The sequence below is a fragment of the Bifidobacterium scaligerum genome (assembly GCF_002802865.1).
Classification (GTDB): domain Bacteria; phylum Actinomycetota; class Actinomycetes; order Actinomycetales; family Bifidobacteriaceae; genus Bifidobacterium; species Bifidobacterium scaligerum.
On the sequence record NZ_PGLQ01000002.1, the window covers coordinates 53421 to 69196 of the forward strand.

14 protein-coding genes are annotated in these 15776 nt (G+C 57.0%); 7 read left to right on the plus strand and 7 right to left on the minus strand.

Annotated elements, in window-relative coordinates; all coding sequences use genetic code 11:
* Positions 1-148: 148 nt before the first annotated feature.
* From uvrB to CUU80_RS03470, 4 genes are all read right to left on the minus strand, one after another.
* On the minus strand, positions 149-2260 hold the full coding sequence (uvrB, locus tag CUU80_RS03455) for an excinuclease ABC subunit UvrB (RefSeq protein WP_100495994.1): 2112 nt from the start codon (positions 2258-2260) through the stop codon (positions 149-151).
* A gap of 29 nt (positions 2261-2289) precedes the next feature.
* Complete coding sequence (coaE, locus tag CUU80_RS03460; RefSeq protein WP_100495995.1) at positions 2290-2904, minus strand: dephospho-CoA kinase; 615 nt, start codon at positions 2902-2904, stop codon at positions 2290-2292.
* 73 nt (positions 2905-2977) lie between these two features.
* Entirely contained in the window at positions 2978-4453 is a 1476-nt protein-coding gene (gene rpsA / locus CUU80_RS03465; RefSeq protein ID WP_100495996.1) for a 30S ribosomal protein S1, read from the minus strand.
* A 415-nt stretch (positions 4454-4868) separates the two neighbouring features.
* The gene (locus CUU80_RS03470; protein ID WP_100495997.1) at positions 4869-5744 is read right to left on the minus strand and encodes a bifunctional methylenetetrahydrofolate dehydrogenase/methenyltetrahydrofolate cyclohydrolase; all 876 of its coding nucleotides are present in this window, start codon (positions 5742-5744) and stop codon (positions 4869-4871) included.
* A gap of 108 nt (positions 5745-5852) precedes the next feature.
* Here CUU80_RS03470 and CUU80_RS03475 point away from each other — a divergent pair, with 108 nt between their 5' ends.
* The 3 genes from CUU80_RS03475 to CUU80_RS03485 all read left to right on the plus strand — a co-directional run bounded on the left by CUU80_RS03475 (position 5853) and on the right by CUU80_RS03485 (position 9068).
* Complete coding sequence (locus CUU80_RS03475) at positions 5853-7139, plus strand: metal ABC transporter solute-binding protein, Zn/Mn family (protein WP_100495998.1); 1287 nt, start codon at positions 5853-5855, stop codon at positions 7137-7139.
* A 191-nt stretch (positions 7140-7330) separates the two neighbouring features.
* The gene (locus tag CUU80_RS03480) at positions 7331-8194 is read left to right on the plus strand and encodes an ABC transporter ATP-binding protein (RefSeq protein ID WP_100495999.1); all 864 of its coding nucleotides are present in this window, start codon (positions 7331-7333) and stop codon (positions 8192-8194) included.
* A 37-nt stretch (positions 8195-8231) separates the two neighbouring features.
* Entirely contained in the window at positions 8232-9068 is an 837-nt protein-coding gene (locus tag CUU80_RS03485) for a metal ABC transporter permease (protein ID WP_100496000.1), read from the plus strand.
* A gap of 25 nt (positions 9069-9093) precedes the next feature.
* On the opposite strand, the gene CUU80_RS03490 is transcribed toward CUU80_RS03485, so the two are convergent.
* Together CUU80_RS03490 and CUU80_RS03495 are read right to left on the minus strand one after the other, a co-directional pair.
* Positions 9094-9603: a 2-C-methyl-D-erythritol 2,4-cyclodiphosphate synthase gene (locus CUU80_RS03490; protein WP_100496366.1), complete on the minus strand. Its 510-nt coding sequence runs from the start codon at positions 9601-9603 to the stop codon at positions 9094-9096.
* Between the two features lie 126 nt (positions 9604-9729).
* The gene (locus tag CUU80_RS03495; protein ID WP_100496001.1) at positions 9730-10323 is read right to left on the minus strand and encodes a CarD family transcriptional regulator; all 594 of its coding nucleotides are present in this window, start codon (positions 10321-10323) and stop codon (positions 9730-9732) included.
* A gap of 176 nt (positions 10324-10499) precedes the next feature.
* Between CUU80_RS03495 and glgB the strand changes: the two genes are divergently transcribed.
* The 4 genes from glgB (at position 10500) to CUU80_RS03515 (ending at position 15096) form a co-directional block, all read left to right on the plus strand.
* A complete protein-coding gene (gene glgB, locus CUU80_RS03500; RefSeq protein ID WP_100496002.1) occupies positions 10500-12752 on the plus strand; it encodes a 1,4-alpha-glucan branching protein GlgB in 2253 nt (750 codons plus the stop codon).
* Positions 12753-12780: 28 nt separating this feature from the next.
* Entirely contained in the window at positions 12781-13503 is a 723-nt protein-coding gene (locus CUU80_RS03505) for a response regulator transcription factor (RefSeq protein WP_100496003.1), read from the plus strand.
* Positions 13500-14570, plus strand: coding sequence for a sensor histidine kinase (locus CUU80_RS03510; protein WP_100496004.1), 1071 nt, complete (start codon positions 13500-13502; stop codon positions 14568-14570). The genes CUU80_RS03505 and CUU80_RS03510 overlap by 4 nt, the downstream gene beginning before the upstream one ends.
* A 109-nt stretch (positions 14571-14679) precedes the next feature.
* Complete coding sequence (locus CUU80_RS03515) at positions 14680-15096, plus strand: LexA family protein (protein ID WP_243388619.1); 417 nt, start codon at positions 14680-14682, stop codon at positions 15094-15096.
* On the opposite strand, the gene CUU80_RS03520 is transcribed toward CUU80_RS03515, so the two are convergent.
* A complete protein-coding gene (locus CUU80_RS03520; RefSeq protein ID WP_341476114.1) occupies positions 15003-15773 on the minus strand; it encodes a ComF family protein in 771 nt (256 codons plus the stop codon). The genes CUU80_RS03515 and CUU80_RS03520 overlap by 94 nt on opposite strands.
* Positions 15774-15776: the final 3 nt, after the last annotated feature.

A 15776-nucleotide genomic window follows, 5' to 3' on the forward strand; every position in this document is an offset into this window, starting at 1 on the left:
CTCCGCATCGCAGCGTATTCAACCGCAATCACGATGCGGATGGTTATGGGATGTGCTGTAAGACCGTAGGCTTGGCCGAACGGCCTTGAATGTGTCGCACGGCACATCCCATAACCATCCGCAGGTCAATCTTCACGGAACCTAGAACCTACTTGTTTGCCTCGGTCATTTGGCGGAGCTCCTTTTTGAGGTCGCGGATTTCGTCGCGCAGACGGGCTGCAAGCTCGAACTGGAGCTGTTCGGCGGCAGTGTGCATCTGTTCAGAGAGCTGACGGATGAGATCCGCCAAATCCTGAGCCGGCAATCCAGCCTTGAGGATTTCCTCATGACGCTTGTCGGCTTCTTCGGCGTTCATGGTGGGGACACCCAGATGCGTGTTGCCGGCTTTGCCCGCATTGCGATAGCCACCCTCAAGCAGGGTCTGCGTGTCCACATCCTCCTTGGCGAGCATATCGTTGACATCACTGATCTTCTTGATCAATGGCTTGGGATCGATATGATGCTCCTGATTGTATGCCATCTGCTTGGCACGACGGCGATCGGTTTCGTCGATGGCCTTGCGCATGGCATCCGTAGTCTCATCGGCGTACATGATCACCGTGCCGGAAACGTTTCGCGCAGCGCGGCCGATGGTCTGAATCAACGAACGATAAGAGCGCAGGAAGCCTTCCTTGTCAGCATCCAGAATGGCGACCAGCGAGACCTCCGGCAAATCCAATCCCTCACGCAACAGGTTGATACCGACGATCACATCGATCTTGCCTTCGCGCAGCATACGCAACAGTTCCACACGACGCAATGTATCCACATCGGAATGCAGATACTCGACTTTGATACCACGTTCCAGCAGATAATCAGTCAGGTCCTCGGCCATCTTCTTAGTCAGCGTGGTGACCAGCGCACGTTCGTTCTTTGCCACACGATCTTTGATCTCAGCCAACAAATCATCAATCTGGCCTTCGACCGGACGCACGTCGATTTTCGGATCCAGCAGACCGGTCGGTCGGATGATCTGTTCCACTACCCCATCCGACAGACCCAGTTCATAATCGCCTGGAGTGGCGGAAAGATATACCGTCTGCCCTACTCGCTGCAGGAATTCCGGCCACTTGAGCGGCCGGTTGTCCATGGCCGAGGGCAAACGGAACCCATGCTCCACCAATGTGCGTTTACGGGAGGCATCGCCTTCATACATAGCACCGATCTGAGGAACCGTGACATGGGATTCGTCGATGACCAACAGGAAATCATCCGGGAAGAAATCAAGTAGCGTGTGCGGCGGAGTGCCTGGTGCGCGACCGTCGAAATGCCTTGAATAGTTTTCAACGCCGGAGCATACGCCCACTTGGGTAAGCATCTCCAAATCATACGTGGTGCGCATGTTGAGACGCTGCGCCTCAAGCTCCTTGCCTTGCTTATGCAATTCGGCAAGACGATCATCCAACTCCTCACGAATGGTTTTGAGCGCACGTTCCATACGTGCCGGTCCGGCTACGTAATGGGAGGCCGGGAAAATATGGACTTCGTTTTCCTCCGCGATCTCGTCGCCGGTCAATGGGTGCAAAGTGGAGATGCGATCGATCTCATCGCCGAAGAATTCAATGCGTACCGCCAGCTCCTCATAGACTGGGATGATTTCCACGGTATCGCCGCGCACACGGAATGTTCCGCGAGTGAAGGCGATATCGTTCCGTTTGTATTGCATGGCGACGAACTGGCGCAATAGGTCGTCCCGGTTGATCTCCTGCCCCACCTTGAGCAGCAGCATTCGACCGGCGTACTCTTCCGGAGTACCCAAACCATAGATGCAGGAAACCGTAGCGACGACCACGCAGTCTCGGCGGGTCAACAGGTTCGCCGTGGCTTGGTGGCGCAAACGCTCCACGTCGTCGTTGATGTTGGAGTCCTTCTCGATATAGGTATCGGTCTGCGGAATATAGGCTTCCGGCTGGTAGTAGTCGTAGTAGGAGACGAAATAGCTGACGGCGTTATCCGGCATCAGTTCGCGGAACTCTGCGCACAGCTGTGCAGCAAGTGTCTTATTGGGTTCGATAATCAGCGTCGGCCTCTGCAAACGCTCGATAAGCCAAGCGGTGGTGGCGGTTTTGCCGGTACCGGTGGCACCCATCAACACCACATCGTTTTCACCATTCTCGATGCGTTCGGCCAGTTCCTCGATGGCCTGAGGCTGGTCACCAGACGGCTGGTACGGCGATTTGACGACAAAAGGTTTATCCGCACGCTCAATGTTGAATCCCATGGGATCAATCTTAAGGCCATCCCCGAAGACTATGATGCATGAACCTGCGAGCGAAAACCTCGGTAGATATCATCCACTTGGGCCATCATGCGCTCCATAGGCTGAGCTGAATCGATAATGATGTCCGCAATCGCCCGGCGTTCGGATTCGCTGGATTGGTGTCGGATACGGCCCTCGGCCTGTTCAGGACTCATGCCGCGTTCTTCAATCATACGTTCAAGACGCATGCATACCGGCGCCTCCACCGTAATAATGTGGTCGAAATTAAAGGGAATGCTGTCGATGACTTCGGCGAGTAACGGCACATCATGAATGATGATGTCTGACGGGCTGCATGACCGTTCTTGTTGGGCGGCAAGTTGATAGATGAGTGGATGCTCGATGGCATCCAGCCGCTCCCGCGCCCCCGGCTTGGCATGAGCGCCGAAAACATGGTCGGCCATCCAGGAACGATTCAGGCTACCATCCGACAGCAACGCATCCGGTCCAAAGGCCTCGGCGATTTGTGCAATGGCCTCTCCCCCGGGCTCAACAATCCGATGCGCCAGTGCATCATAGTCGATAATCACCGCTCCCAACTTCGCAAAACGCGATGAAACCGTGCTTTTGCCCGCTGCGATCCCGCCTGTCAGTCCAATTCTCATATGGACATGCTAATACGAAAAACCCGGCCCATAAGGACCGGGTTCTCATTACGCACTAAGCGTCAGCAACAGCTCACTTGCCGAGCAGCTGGTCGCGCAGAGCGGCGAGCTGATCGGAATCGGCGAGAGTGCCGGTAGCCGGAGCAGCGGAAGAGTAGTTGGAGGTCTCCTCGACCGGCTTCTCTTCCTTCGGGCCCTGACCGTCGGCGGCAGCAGACTCGGCTGCGTTCGCCAGTTCCTTGGCCACGAACTCCTTGTGCTCCTCCCACAGCTCGTGAGCGGCAGCATACTGAGCTTCCCACTCCTCGCGCTGCTTCTCGAAGCCAGCGATCCACTCGTTGGTGTTCGGGTCGAAGCCTTCGGGGTACTTGTAGTTGCCCTGCTCGTCATACTCGGCCGGCATGCCGTAGATAGCCGGATCGAAGTCCTCGGAAGCCGGATCAACGGAATCGTTGGCCTGCTTGAGGGACAGGGAGATGCGGCGACGATCGAGATCGACGTCGATCACCTTGACGAACACAGTCTCGCCCGGCTTGACCACGGTCTCCGGGTTCTCGACGTGACGGTTGGCGAGCTCGGAGATGTGCACCAGGCCCTCGATGCCGTCCTCGACGGAGATAAAGACACCGAACTGGACGATCTTGGTGACCTTGCCCTTGACAATCTGGCCAGGAACGTGGGTGCGAGCGAAGCGCTGCCACGGATCTTCCTGGGTGGCCTTGAGGGACAGGGAGATGCGCTCACGATCGAGATCGACGTCGAGCACCTCAACGGTGACCTTATCGCCGACCTTGACGACCTCGGACGGGTGATCGATGTGCTTCCAAGACAGCTCGGAAACGTGAATCAGGCCGTCAACGCCGCCCAGATCGACGAAAGCGCCGAAGTTGACGATGGAGGACACGACGCCCTCACGGATCTGGCCCTTCTTGAGCTGGGACAGGAAGGTCTCGCGAACCTCAGACTGGGTCTCCTCCAGGTACTGGCGACGGGACAGGACCACATTGTTGCGGTTCTTGTCGAGCTCAAGGATCTTAGCCTTGATCTTCTGACCGATGTACGGGGACAGGTCACGCACACGACGCATCTCAACGAGAGAAGCAGGCAGGAAACCACGCAGACCGATGTCGACGATGAGGCCGCCCTTGACGGCTTCAATGACGGTGCCCTCAACGACGCCGTCGGCTTCCTTGATCTTCTCAATGTCGCCCCAGGCGCGCTCGTACTGAGCACGCTTCTTGGACAGGATCAGACGGCCTTCCTTGTCTTCCTTGGTGACGACAAGAGCCTCGATGGTGTCGCCGACTTCGACGACCTCGTCCGGATCGACGTCCTTCTTGATGGAAAGCTCACGGGAGGGGATGACACCCTCGGTCTTGTAGCCGATATCCAGGAGAACTTCGTCGCGATCAATCTTGACGACGGTACCCTCAACCAGATCACCATCATCGAAATTCTTGATGGTGGAATCGACTGCCTTGATGAAGTCCTCTTCGGTGCCAATGTCGTTGATGGCAACCTTGGCGACTTCAGTGTTGTTCTCTGCCATGTAAATACTATGGTTTCTCAATAGATGGATGGATAATTACTCGATATTCAATTATGCTTGCATGCCCTTTGAGACATACAAGCATTCAGAATACAGAGAGCTATAGCCAAGAAACCATTGCAATACAAAGGCGTGTCGCGCATTCTCTTTTTGCACGTGGCCACCGGCGGGCGAGGATGTGCATGCCTCGACACACTCAAGGCCGTTTGGCCTCGCTCCGGTGCGTGCTCGCAGAGCTTAGCACACACCTGCGCTGCTCACAGTCGAGGCATGCACATCCTCGCCCACCGGCTTCGCGCTATACATTACGCAAGTCGGAGGTGTCTGGTCATGGTATGCGTTGCGGGGCCGCAGGCTTGGCCGAACGGTCTTGAGCGTGTCGAGCAACACATACCATGACCAGACAGCAGTCAACTCACAGGGAGCGTTCGGCCATTTCCACTACGTTAGCCAGCAGCATGGCGCGAGTCATCGGGCCTACGCCACCGGGGTTCGGCGTGTAGGCAGAGGCCTTGTCATAGCAGGCCTTGTCCACGTCGCCCTTGATACGATAACGTCCGGCTTCCTCGTCGAAGACGCGGCTGACGCCGACATCGACCAGCACCGCGCCCTCCTTGATTTTATCTGGGGTCACGAAGCCAGCCGAGCCCATGGCGGCCACGATCACATCCGCGCGACGCATATGATCCGCTACGTCCTTGGTACCTGTGTGACACAAAGTCACCGTGGCGTTCACAGCATTGCGAGTCAGCATCAGGCCGATGGTACGGCCAATGGTAATGCCGCGACCCAGTACACATACTTCTTTGCCGTTGAGGTCGATATCGTAGGCTTCAAGAAGCTCGATAACACCGCGCGGCGTACACGGCAACGGCGTGGTGATATCGCCGCGCACATGAAGCACCAGCTCACCAAGATTGTATGGATGCATGCCATCGGCGTCCTTGGCAGGATCGATGAGATCAATGATGGCGTTCTGATCAATGCCTTTGGGCAACGGCAACTGCACGATGAAGCCGTTGCAAGCCGGATCCTCATTGAGTTCACGCACCGCGGCGGCGATGTCATCAAAAGAGGCATCAGCCGGCAGGTCCTTGCGGACGGAATTGATGCCGATTTCCGCACAATCCGCATGTTTTCCGGCTACATACTTGACCGAACCTGGATCCTCACCCACCAACAGCGTCCCCAGCCCCGGCGTCACGCCCTGCTCCTTCAACCGGTTCACACGCTCGGCTAAATCGGCTTTAATCGCCGCAGCCACCTGCTTTCCGTCAATTCTCGTAGCCATAGCTCCCCTTTCGCTTCTTCGTTGCGGTGATTATTCGAAACGATAGGCTATCGTTAGAACAAATCACATGCGTTCATTCGTCCATAGCTGAGGCAAAGAAGGCGTTCCATGGGAATTCGATTCATGCATTGCTTGAGGTATGCAGCCGCTGCCCTGAGCGTCACGGCTCTTCTGACCGTCACGGCATGCGGCACCGAAGAGAGCACGCCCGCCGATTCCAACAAGCAGCAGACGGCCACCGAGCAGACCAGCCCGATTACGGTGGTCGCTTCGATCAATCAATGGGGCGCTTTGGCCGCGGAGCTTGGTGGAGAAGACGTGACCGTGACCTCCATTGTGAACACCACAAATGTGGACGCTCATGATTTCGAGCCCAAGACCTCGGATGTGGCGAAACTCTCCAAAGCGCAAATCGTAGTCGCCAATGGTGCAGGATACGATTCATGGGCCACCAAATCGTTGACCTCGTCGTCGAACATAGTTTCCGCGGCCTCCGTAATGGGTGCCGTAGAGGGAGACAATCCACATCTGTGGTTTTCCAAAGATGCACGCGTCGGCATGGCGGAGGCCCTTACCGACGCATTCAGCAAGACGCTGCCCAGCAAAAAAGCAGAGTTCAAGAAACGCCTCAAGCTTTGGAAACAGTCTGAGCAGTCTATGGAAGACTGGGCGGATGACTTCATGAAAAACCATACCGATCTTGCCTACGCCGCCACCGAGCCAGTGGCATACTATCTGATGGCCGACCTGGGATTCAAGGACTCCACCCCCAAAGGATACGCGCAGTCCACTGCGTCAGGCGGAGAGGCCGCTCCAGCCGATCTGCAGTCGTTCCAGAAGATCATCGAAGACCGAGACATCGATCTGCTTATCAACAACACGCAAGCCGCCAACGAAGCGACCAATCTCATCACCGGCGCCGCAGGACGTTCCGAAGTTCCGGTGGTGAAGGTGTCCGAACAGATGCCGTCCGACTCCAAGACCTTGGATGCATGGATCAACCAAATCATCAACAGCATTGTCGACGCCGTCGACCCGGATTATGGCTGCGACACCGATCAGGACGACGAGTCCGCGGACGGGACGGACGCCGACGACGCCGATAAGACCACGAGCAGCGATGACAAGTCCGGGTCCTCATCCGCCGGCGACACCAGTGGCACCGGCGAGAAATCCAACGACAGCGCTTCAACGGAACCGGATTCCTCCGACGCCACCAACGCCGACGAGGAAGATCAAGACATAACCTATATTCGCGAATGCAAATCTTCATCGTCGAATACGTCCACCGATGAGAACAGTAGCGGCAGCACAAACAACGACGGCTCGGGTGCTGACGCCAACAAGGACGACGCTCAATCCTCCGGCGACGACCAGCCCGATCCAGGTAAATAGCCGATAGTCGGGAACATCCTCGGCACTCGGCATCACACAATCGACAACCGAGACGAGAGACCGAGGGACGATGCCCGTTGTTGAAGCACACGATTTCACGGCAGCATCATCGTGGGCAACATATGCTCGTCCACATGGGAACAACACTCTATTGAGAACGATTGTCAGCATCATTTGACACAATCGCGCATATGAGCAAATCCGATTGCATCGTGTTCCGCGATGCCGCTGTACGACGTGGCGAACGCATCATCTGGCAGCATGGCACATTCTCCATTCCCTCGGGGTCGGTGACCGCAATCGTAGGCACCAACGGCACCGGCAAAACAACCATGATGAAAGCCGAGCTGGGGCTGCTTCCCCTTGCCGCCGGAACGTTAACCGTTTTAGGCAAACCCGCCGGAAGCATGAACCATCAGATCGGATATGTGCCGCAAAGCTACGCCTCAGACATCGATTCCAACCTCACTGCCGAACAATCAGTATTGCTGGGCCTGACCGGCACCCGTTTCGGCATTCATATGATCACCAAGGCACAACGGGCCAAGGCTCGCGAAGCGATGGAATTTACGGGCATCGCGGACAAGGCCAAATACCGTCTTTCGGAGCTGTCCGGCGGTCTGCGCCAACGTGTGGCCATTGCACAGGCACTGGCATGCGATCCCAAGCTGCTCATGCTTGATGAACCACTGGCCAACCTTGATCTGGCCAGTCAACGCTCCACTGTTCACGTGCTCGCCAAACTCAATCAAGAACTCGGTATGACCATTCAGGTGGTAGCCCACGATCTCAATATGCTGTTGCCGATCCTGACCGGCGCGGTATACCTGCTGGACGGCCATCCGCATTATGCGGACATGGGAAAGGTGCTCGACTCCGATCTGCTGACGCATCTCTACGGCACGCAGGTGCAAGTAGTCACCACCCCTCAAGGCGACATGTTCGTCACGCCCACACCAGACGAGCCGCGAAACCAGACACAGGACATGCACTCCGCCGACGAAGTGGCGCAGATGCATCACCACGTCCATGCCAGCACAAGCTCCGATCGGTAAAACGTCGCCGGGCAGATATCAACGCAAGGGAAATCCTATGAATGCCATTGATTTTTCGTTTGATCCCGAATGGATGGATACGCTGATGGCTCCATTCATGTCCAATGCCTTCGCAGCCGGCTTGTTTATCGCGCTGGCAGCCGGCGTTATGGGATATTTCACCATAGCGCGTCATTCCACGTTCGCGGCACATGCACTGGCGCATATCGGCCTGCCAGGAGCCACCGGCGCAGTACTGCTAGGATTGCCGGTCTCGTTAGGCATGGGCGTATTCGCGTTAGGTGGGGCACTCGTTATCGGCGCATTGGGCAAACGCGTCTCCGAGCGCGAAATCGCCACCGGCACCGTATTGGCTTTCGCCACCGGCTTGGGTCTGTTCTTTGCGCGTCTGTCCAGTTCCGCATCACAGCAAATGCAATCGATCCTCTTCGGTTCGATTCTGACCATAACCACTGATCAGATCATCGGTTTCGCGCTCTTCGACGTGTTGCTGTTGGTTCTTCTCGCGGTAATCTACCGCCCGCTGCTGTTCAGCTCACTCGACGAACAGGTAGCGCAAGCCAAAGGTGTACCGATTGGTCTGATGAGCGTAGCGTTTATGGCCATTATGGCCGGAGTGATCACCATCGCGGTGCCGGCCGTCGGTACGCTGCTGATTTTCGCTCTGGTAATCACTCCGGCGGCAACCGCCAATATTCTCGCAGGCTCCCCGTTCAAAGCCATGGTGATCGCAAGCGTACTCTGTCTGACCTCAATCTGGCTGGGACTGGTGCTTTCCGCGATGTTCCCCGCTCCCCCGAGCTTCATCATCGTGACGTTGTCCACCCTGTTCTGGGCAATCGCCAAGGGAATCAACACTCTGAAGACTCGTTAAACCGCCGCGATACCGTCGCTCAACGTTACTGTCGAATAACCAGCGCGTTGGCGATAGCGGCGATACCCTCACCACTGCCGGTGAATCCCATATGATCGGTGGTGGTGGCGGTCAGCGAGACGCGGCATCCAACCGCTGCGGAAAGCACAGTCTCGGCTTGCGTGCGACGAGTGCCGATTTTCGGGCGATTGCCGACAATGGCAACGGAGGCGGAAACCGGCTTATACCCGTTGGCCGTCAGATAAGCCGTCGTCTCCTTGAGCATATCCGCACCATGCATGCCGGCACCATGAGCCTCCGCGCCTACACCGAACAACGATCCGATATCCCCAAGCCCGGCGGCGGCGAGCAACGCGTCAATCAATGCGTGGGCGGCGACATCACCATCGGAATCCCCCTCGATGCCTTCATAATATGAAGCTTGCAAAGGATCTGCGTCCTCAGGCACCGGCCAGAGCAACCCAGCCAGCCAAAGCGGACGTCCCGTACCGGGAGTCGCAAAGCGATGTGCATCAAATCCCTGACCGATCATCATATTGACGATATTGGCTTCTGCCACATCAAGATTCATGACGAGTTCCTTCCAGTACAGACGCGAGCACGGTACAGACGCAAATAAAAAAGCCCCGGTCATCGTTTCCGATGAACCGAGGCCCATACATCACTTCTTCTTGGATTTCTTCTGTGCCTCAACACGGGCCAAAGTATCAGGAGCCGCTTCTTCCGGCTCGGCAGTGTGATGTTTTTCATCGCCTGGCTGAGCGGGCTCGTACCCCAGATTCACATCAAGCAGCCGCTGGGCCTCAGTCTCGTCGATCTTCTCCGACAATGCGATCTCCGAGGTAAGAATGGCACGAGCCTTGGTCAGCATACGCTTCTCTCCGGCGGACAGACCATGTTCATCCACATCACGCTGAGCCAGATCCCTCACTACTTCGGCGATTTTGTTGACATCGCCCGTGGCAATCTTCTCGACGTTCAGCTTGTACCGGCGAGACCAGTTCATTTCCTTTTCGATGATCGGCGTGCGCAGAATCTCAAATACCTTGGCCACTTCCGAAGCGGAGACAATGTCTCGTACGCCTACTTTTTTGGCGTTATCCACCGGAACATTGATCACCAAACCGTCGGATGAAAGCACCGACAGCTGCAGGTATTCGCGCGTCACACCTTTGACAGTCCGCTCGGTGATGGCCTCCACCTTCGCTGCCCCATGACGTGGATAGACGACCATATCGCCGACTTTGTAAGACATGTACCCTCCGAGAACTGTTCGGCTTACACACAAAAACTCGATTGATTATGCCATGAGGCCAAGACCTCGTCATTGAGAGCGCTCACAAACCGGCAACACGCCGTAAGTGGCGCAAATTCGCCATTTTTTGAGCCACAATACGGCATTTTCCACTCGACGCACGTAGACTTTGGGACATGGCTAAAGAAACGAAGATCAAGGAAGATACCGTCACCGTGCCTGTCGCCCAAAGCGAACTTGACGCGGTCAGCAACGCTGAGTTCTACAATCCCCATGCGGTACTCGGCGGGCATCTCGGCACCGGCAAGCATGCGGACACCGTCACCATTCGAGTGCTCCGTCCGCTGGCCAAGTCGGTGACCATCGTCACCCAAGATGGCGAATATGCGATGACTCACGAACACAACGGCGTGTTTGTTACCACCGTTCCTGCCGCCGGCACCAAGAAGGAACCGACCATTCCGGACTATCGCGTCCGCACCGAGTGGGAGGACGGCGAAGTGCTCGTCGAAGACGATCCCTACCGCTATCTGCCCACGCTCGGCGACATGGACACCTATCTGTTCGGCGAAGGACGTCATGAGAAGCTTTGGGAAGCTCTTGGCGCACATGTGCTGCGTTTCGACGATCCGATGGGCGGAGCCGATGGTACGCCCGGCGAACAGGTCACGGGCACCGCTTTCTCCGTATGGGCACCAAACGCCCACGCCGTACGCGTGGTCGGCAACTTCAACGCATGGGATGGCCGGCGTCACGCCATGCGAGCCTTGGGGTCCTCCGGCGTATGGGAGATCTTCATCCCCGGTGTCGGAGCAGGCGAAGCTTACAAGTTCCAGATTCTCAACGCCAATTACGTGTGGGAGATGAAGGCCGACCCAATGGAACGCCAGCACGAGGTTCCGCCGAACACTGCTTCCATCGTCACCGAATCTACCTATGAGTGGGGTGACGACGCCTGGATGCAGCATCGTCGTGCGACCAACCCGCACGATGGCCCAGTCGCCATCTACGAGGTCCATGCCGGCAGCTGGCGCAAGGGCCTGACCTACCGCGAACTGGCCACCGAACTGGTGGAATACGTCAAGCAGGAAGGTTTCACGCACGTCGAGTTCATGCCGCTGGCCCAGCACCCGTTCTCCGGTTCTTGGGGTTATCAGGTCACCGGCTATTATGCAGTAGACTCCCGCCTCGGCTCCCCCGATGACTTCCGCTATCTAGTGGACCAACTCCATCAGGCCGGCATCGGCGTGATCATGGACTGGGTGCCCGCCCACTTCCCGAAGGACGCTTTCGCTCTCGGTCGATTCGACGGAACCCCGTTGTACGAGGATCCCGACCCGTTGCGTGGCGAACACCCGGATTGGGGCACCTACGTATTCAACTTCGGCCGTCGCGAGGTGCGCAACTTCCTCGTGGCCAACGCCCTGTTCTGGCTTGAGGATCTGCACATCGACGCACTGCGCGTAGACGCCGTCAGCTCCATGCTCTACCTCGACTACAGCCGCGAACCCGGCCAGTGGAGGCCGAACATCTACGGTGGCCGTGAGAATCTGGAAGCCATCGACTTCCTCAAGGAAGCCACCGCCACAGCGTACAAAAACAACCCGGGCATCATGATGATCGCCGAGGAATCCACTGCATGGCCGGGCATCACCGCCCCCACCTCCGCCGGCGGCATCGGCTTTGGCTTGAAGTGGAATATGGGTTGGATGCACGATACGCTGCAGTACCTGCACGAGGAACCCATCAACCGCAAATGGCATCATGGTGAGATCACCTTCTCCATGGTGTACGCGTACTCCGAGCATTACGTACTGCCGATCAGCCATGACGAGGTCGTGTACGGCAAGGGGTCCGTATACGGCAAGATGCCTGGCAACGGCTGGCAGAAGTTGGCAGGGGTCCGCTCCCTGTTCGGATACCAGTGGGCCCATCCAGGCAAGAAGCTCTCGTTCATGGGCAACGAACTCGCCCAATGGGGTGAGTGGAACCACGATGCCTCTATCGACTGGGATTGCCTGAATTGGGAGGAACATCGCCAGATTCAGAAGTATGTGGCTGACCTCAACGCCTTCTACAAGGCCAACCCGGCCCTGTGGAGTCAAGATTTCGACCCAGCCGGATTCGAATGGCTTACGAGCGATGACGCCGACCACAATACGCTGAGTTTCCTGCGCATCGGCACCAAGGGCGAAACCTTGGCTGTGGTAGTCAATTTCTCCGGTGAAGCTTGGTCCGACTATCAAGTGGCGCTGCCCACCGGCGGTAAGTGGACCGAAGTGTTCACCTCCGACGACGCTGCATACGGCGGATCGGACATCCACAACGGCACGTTCGAAGCGGTTGAGGGCGAATACCATTCACGCCCGTTCTCCGCGAAGATCACCGTTCCAGCACTTGGAGTTGTATTCTTGAAGCCAGAAGACTGAACAGGTCAAGGCTGAAAGGTAACTGTTTATGCTCAATACCACAGCGCGTCAGAATACAGCGCCGCGCACGGTGCTGGTGGTCGAGGACGAGCCCACGCTCGCCACGGCCATCGCCCAGCGCATCACCGCCGAAGGCTGGACGGCCCGCGTAGCCGGAGATGGCGCATCCGCCGTCCAGGCCGCTGCCCAGTTGCGCCCTGATCTGGTGATTATGGACATCATGTTACCGGTGATGGACGGGCTTGAAGCCACCAAGCGTATCGTCGCTGAAAGGCCTGTGCCGGTGCTGATTCTCACCGCTCGCGACGACGAGGCCGATAAGGTTATCGGCCTCGGAGCTGGCGCAGATGACTATATGACCAAGCCGTTCTCCATGCGTGAGCTCATCGCCCGCTGTAAGGCGTTGTTGCGCCGCGTGGAGCGAGCCAAGGTCATAGCGAAGAACTCTGAGAACGAGAAGATTCTCGATTTCGGTTCCATGGTCATTGACCCTGCTCAGCGTATCGTCACCATGAATGGCGAACAAGTGCATCTGACCCCCACCGAATTCGATCTGCTGGCCACTCTGGCGCGCAGGCCAAAATCCGTGCTCACAAGGGAAAAGCTGCTCGAAGAGGTCTGGGACTGGGTGGATGCCTCCGGTACCCGCACGGTGGACAGTCATGTCAAAGCACTGCGCCATAAACTCGGTGCCGATACGATTCGTACCGTGCATGGCGTCGGGTACGCCTTCGAGCCGCCTGCCGCATGAGCAAGCAGCAACCCAAACCCCGGCTTGACACCGTCAAAAGACGTGTCAAGCCGGTCGATTTTTTCTCTTCGCTCAAGCTTGAATTGAGCGCTCTGATTGTAGTAGCCACAGCCATAGCGTTCGCCATGTGTTGGTTCCTGCTGAAATTCGGATGGTCCGGTTGGATCGCCATGCCGTTGACGCTGATCGTGGCTTTGGGCATCACTTATTTCTTCTCCCGAGGTATCACCGCTCCCCTACGCCAGATGCGGGATGTAGCCGAAGCTATGGCCGAAGGCGATTACACCGTGCGTGTAGACATCGATCAGGATCGTCATGATGAGGTCGGCCAGCTCGCACGTTCCTTCAACGCAATGGCCGGAGAACTTGAACATGCCGACAAGATGCGTTTGGACATGATCGCCAACGTCAGCCATGAGCTACGCACTCCGGTCTCCGCCTTACAAGCCATGGTGGAGAATATGGCCGACGGCGTCACCGAGCCGACACCGGCTAATCTGGAGAGCATTCTCACCCAGACTCAACGGCTTTCCGACCTCATTGCGTTTCTGCTTGATCTGAGCCGCATGGAAGCCGGTGCTGCAAGTCTGAACATCGAACAGTTCAACTTCGCCGAATTCCTCGACGAGACCGTGGAGCCCTTGGAAATAGCCGACGGAGGGCACGCTCATGACATCCATCTGGAGGTTCCCGGCAACATCATGGTGGAAGGCGATCAGGATCGCCTTCGCCAGCTGTTCACCAATATCATCGCCAACGCACTCAAACACTCCGCCGACGGGACGACAGTTCTCATCGAAGCTCACGAAGAAACCGACTACGGCACCGTCGTGACCAATGTCGTCAATTTCGGTTCGCAGATCGCTCCTGCCGATCGGTCGAACATCTTCCGACGTTTTGTCACCGGCAAGGCTGGTCCGGGCACAGAATCCGGAGGCACGGGACTGGGACTGTCCATTGCACGCTGGGCTGCGCAACTGCACGGAGGCACTGTCCGCGTGGTGGACGATGAACGAGGAGCCGACTTCGAAATCGCATTGCCGAAATACCATATTTCGGCATCCTAGCGTTGTCTCTTTTGCCGCCTCATAACAATGTGATGATATCTGTTGTTTTGCCCCTCCTCCTACGATATTCGAACGGATGTACTAATATTGTAGGAGGAGGTGAGCACTCATGAACGAATCGGCATACGCGTTACAGTCTCAACATGCCATGTCGTCCCGCGCCACGAACCACACGCTGTATCTGATGCAGATGGCCGGAGATTCCATGATGAACGCCGGCATCCGTAATGGTGATCTGCTTATTGTGGATAAGTCTGCAGCTGCTCATCATGGCGATATCGTGGCCGTAGTATTAGATGGCGAGATCGCCATTAAACGTCTGGCTGTCACGCCACATACCACATTGTTGCGCGCCGATAACCCCTGTTTTGCCGATTATGCAATGCCCGATGGCGCAGCCCCAACGATCTGGGGTACAGTCACTGATGTCATTCACCCGTTGCAATCGTCATCGTATCGGGGCACCACGGCATCCGCCAGCACTATCGCTCCCAGCACACTGATACCCTGCCGTCGCAGCGCATAGGCGCATTCCTTCAGTGTGGCGCCTGTAGTGACAATGTCGTCCACGAGCACCGCCCCGTCACCTGCGCCATATGCCTCGATACGGGCATTTGCAACAATGTGACCGGATACACGCTGCATCCGCTGGGCCGGAGAAATCTGCTGCACTGACTTTCGTCCACCAGCCGTGTGGACAAGCAGACGGCTTACACGCGCATTGATTCCATCGGATCGAAGCGCCGACGCAACGGCATATGCCAGCGGAAGTGTGTGATACCGTCCTCTACGTCGTATCGAGGCAGACGATGAGGGCACGGGAATCACCGCAACAGCAGCATTGCCGTCATACACATTCGCTGCTCTGTCCAAGCAATGCAACAGACCGTGTTTCGTCACCTCGGCGACGACATGCATCAACGGGGTATCCAATTCCACATCGTCATGGTCTTTCCATCCCAGCACCGCATGACGCACCAGGCCTTGATATATCGCCGCCGACCAGACTCGCACCATCGGCTCGCCGCCTAGTATGCGCTCCCTGCAACCGGAGAACATATGCAGGCAGTCCTCGCATAACACGGTATCCGGTCTATCGCAGCCGGCACATCCGCGAGGGAACAGTACATCGCGCACCATACCAACCGCTCCATGCCACACATGTCGCGTATGGCGCGGGTCCGGTATCGATGCGGGGCACATGGC

Excerpts from the sequence above, each read along its gene's own strand:
- uvrB (WP_100495994.1), bottom strand. The coding sequence starts at position 2,260 with ATGGGATTCAACATTGAGCGTGCGGATAAACCTTTTGTCGTCAAATCG.
- coaE (WP_100495995.1), bottom strand. The coding sequence starts at position 2,904 with ATGAGAATTGGACTGACAGGCGGGATCGCAGCGGGCAAAAGCACGGTT.
- rpsA (WP_100495996.1), bottom strand. The coding sequence starts at position 4,453 with ATGGCAGAGAACAACACTGAAGTCGCCAAGGTTGCCATCAACGACATT.
- CUU80_RS03470 (WP_100495997.1), bottom strand. The coding sequence starts at position 5,744 with ATGGCTACGAGAATTGACGGAAAGCAGGTGGCTGCGGCGATTAAAGCC.
- CUU80_RS03475 (WP_100495998.1), top strand. The coding sequence starts at position 5,853 with ATGGGAATTCGATTCATGCATTGCTTGAGGTATGCAGCCGCTGCCCTG.
- CUU80_RS03480 (WP_100495999.1), top strand. The coding sequence starts at position 7,331 with ATGAGCAAATCCGATTGCATCGTGTTCCGCGATGCCGCTGTACGACGT.
- CUU80_RS03485 (WP_100496000.1), top strand. The coding sequence starts at position 8,232 with ATGAATGCCATTGATTTTTCGTTTGATCCCGAATGGATGGATACGCTG.
- CUU80_RS03490 (WP_100496366.1), bottom strand. The coding sequence starts at position 9,603 with ATGATGATCGGTCAGGGATTTGATGCACATCGCTTTGCGACTCCCGGT.
- CUU80_RS03495 (WP_100496001.1), bottom strand. The coding sequence starts at position 10,323 with ATGTCTTACAAAGTCGGCGATATGGTCGTCTATCCACGTCATGGGGCA.
- glgB (WP_100496002.1), top strand. The coding sequence starts at position 10,500 with ATGGCTAAAGAAACGAAGATCAAGGAAGATACCGTCACCGTGCCTGTC.
- CUU80_RS03505 (WP_100496003.1), top strand. The coding sequence starts at position 12,781 with ATGCTCAATACCACAGCGCGTCAGAATACAGCGCCGCGCACGGTGCTG.
- CUU80_RS03510 (WP_100496004.1), top strand. The coding sequence starts at position 13,500 with ATGAGCAAGCAGCAACCCAAACCCCGGCTTGACACCGTCAAAAGACGT.
- CUU80_RS03515 (WP_243388619.1), top strand. The coding sequence starts at position 14,680 with ATGAACGAATCGGCATACGCGTTACAGTCTCAACATGCCATGTCGTCC.
- CUU80_RS03520 (WP_341476114.1), bottom strand. The coding sequence starts at position 15,773 with ATGTGCCCCGCATCGATACCGGACCCGCGCCATACGCGACATGTGTGG.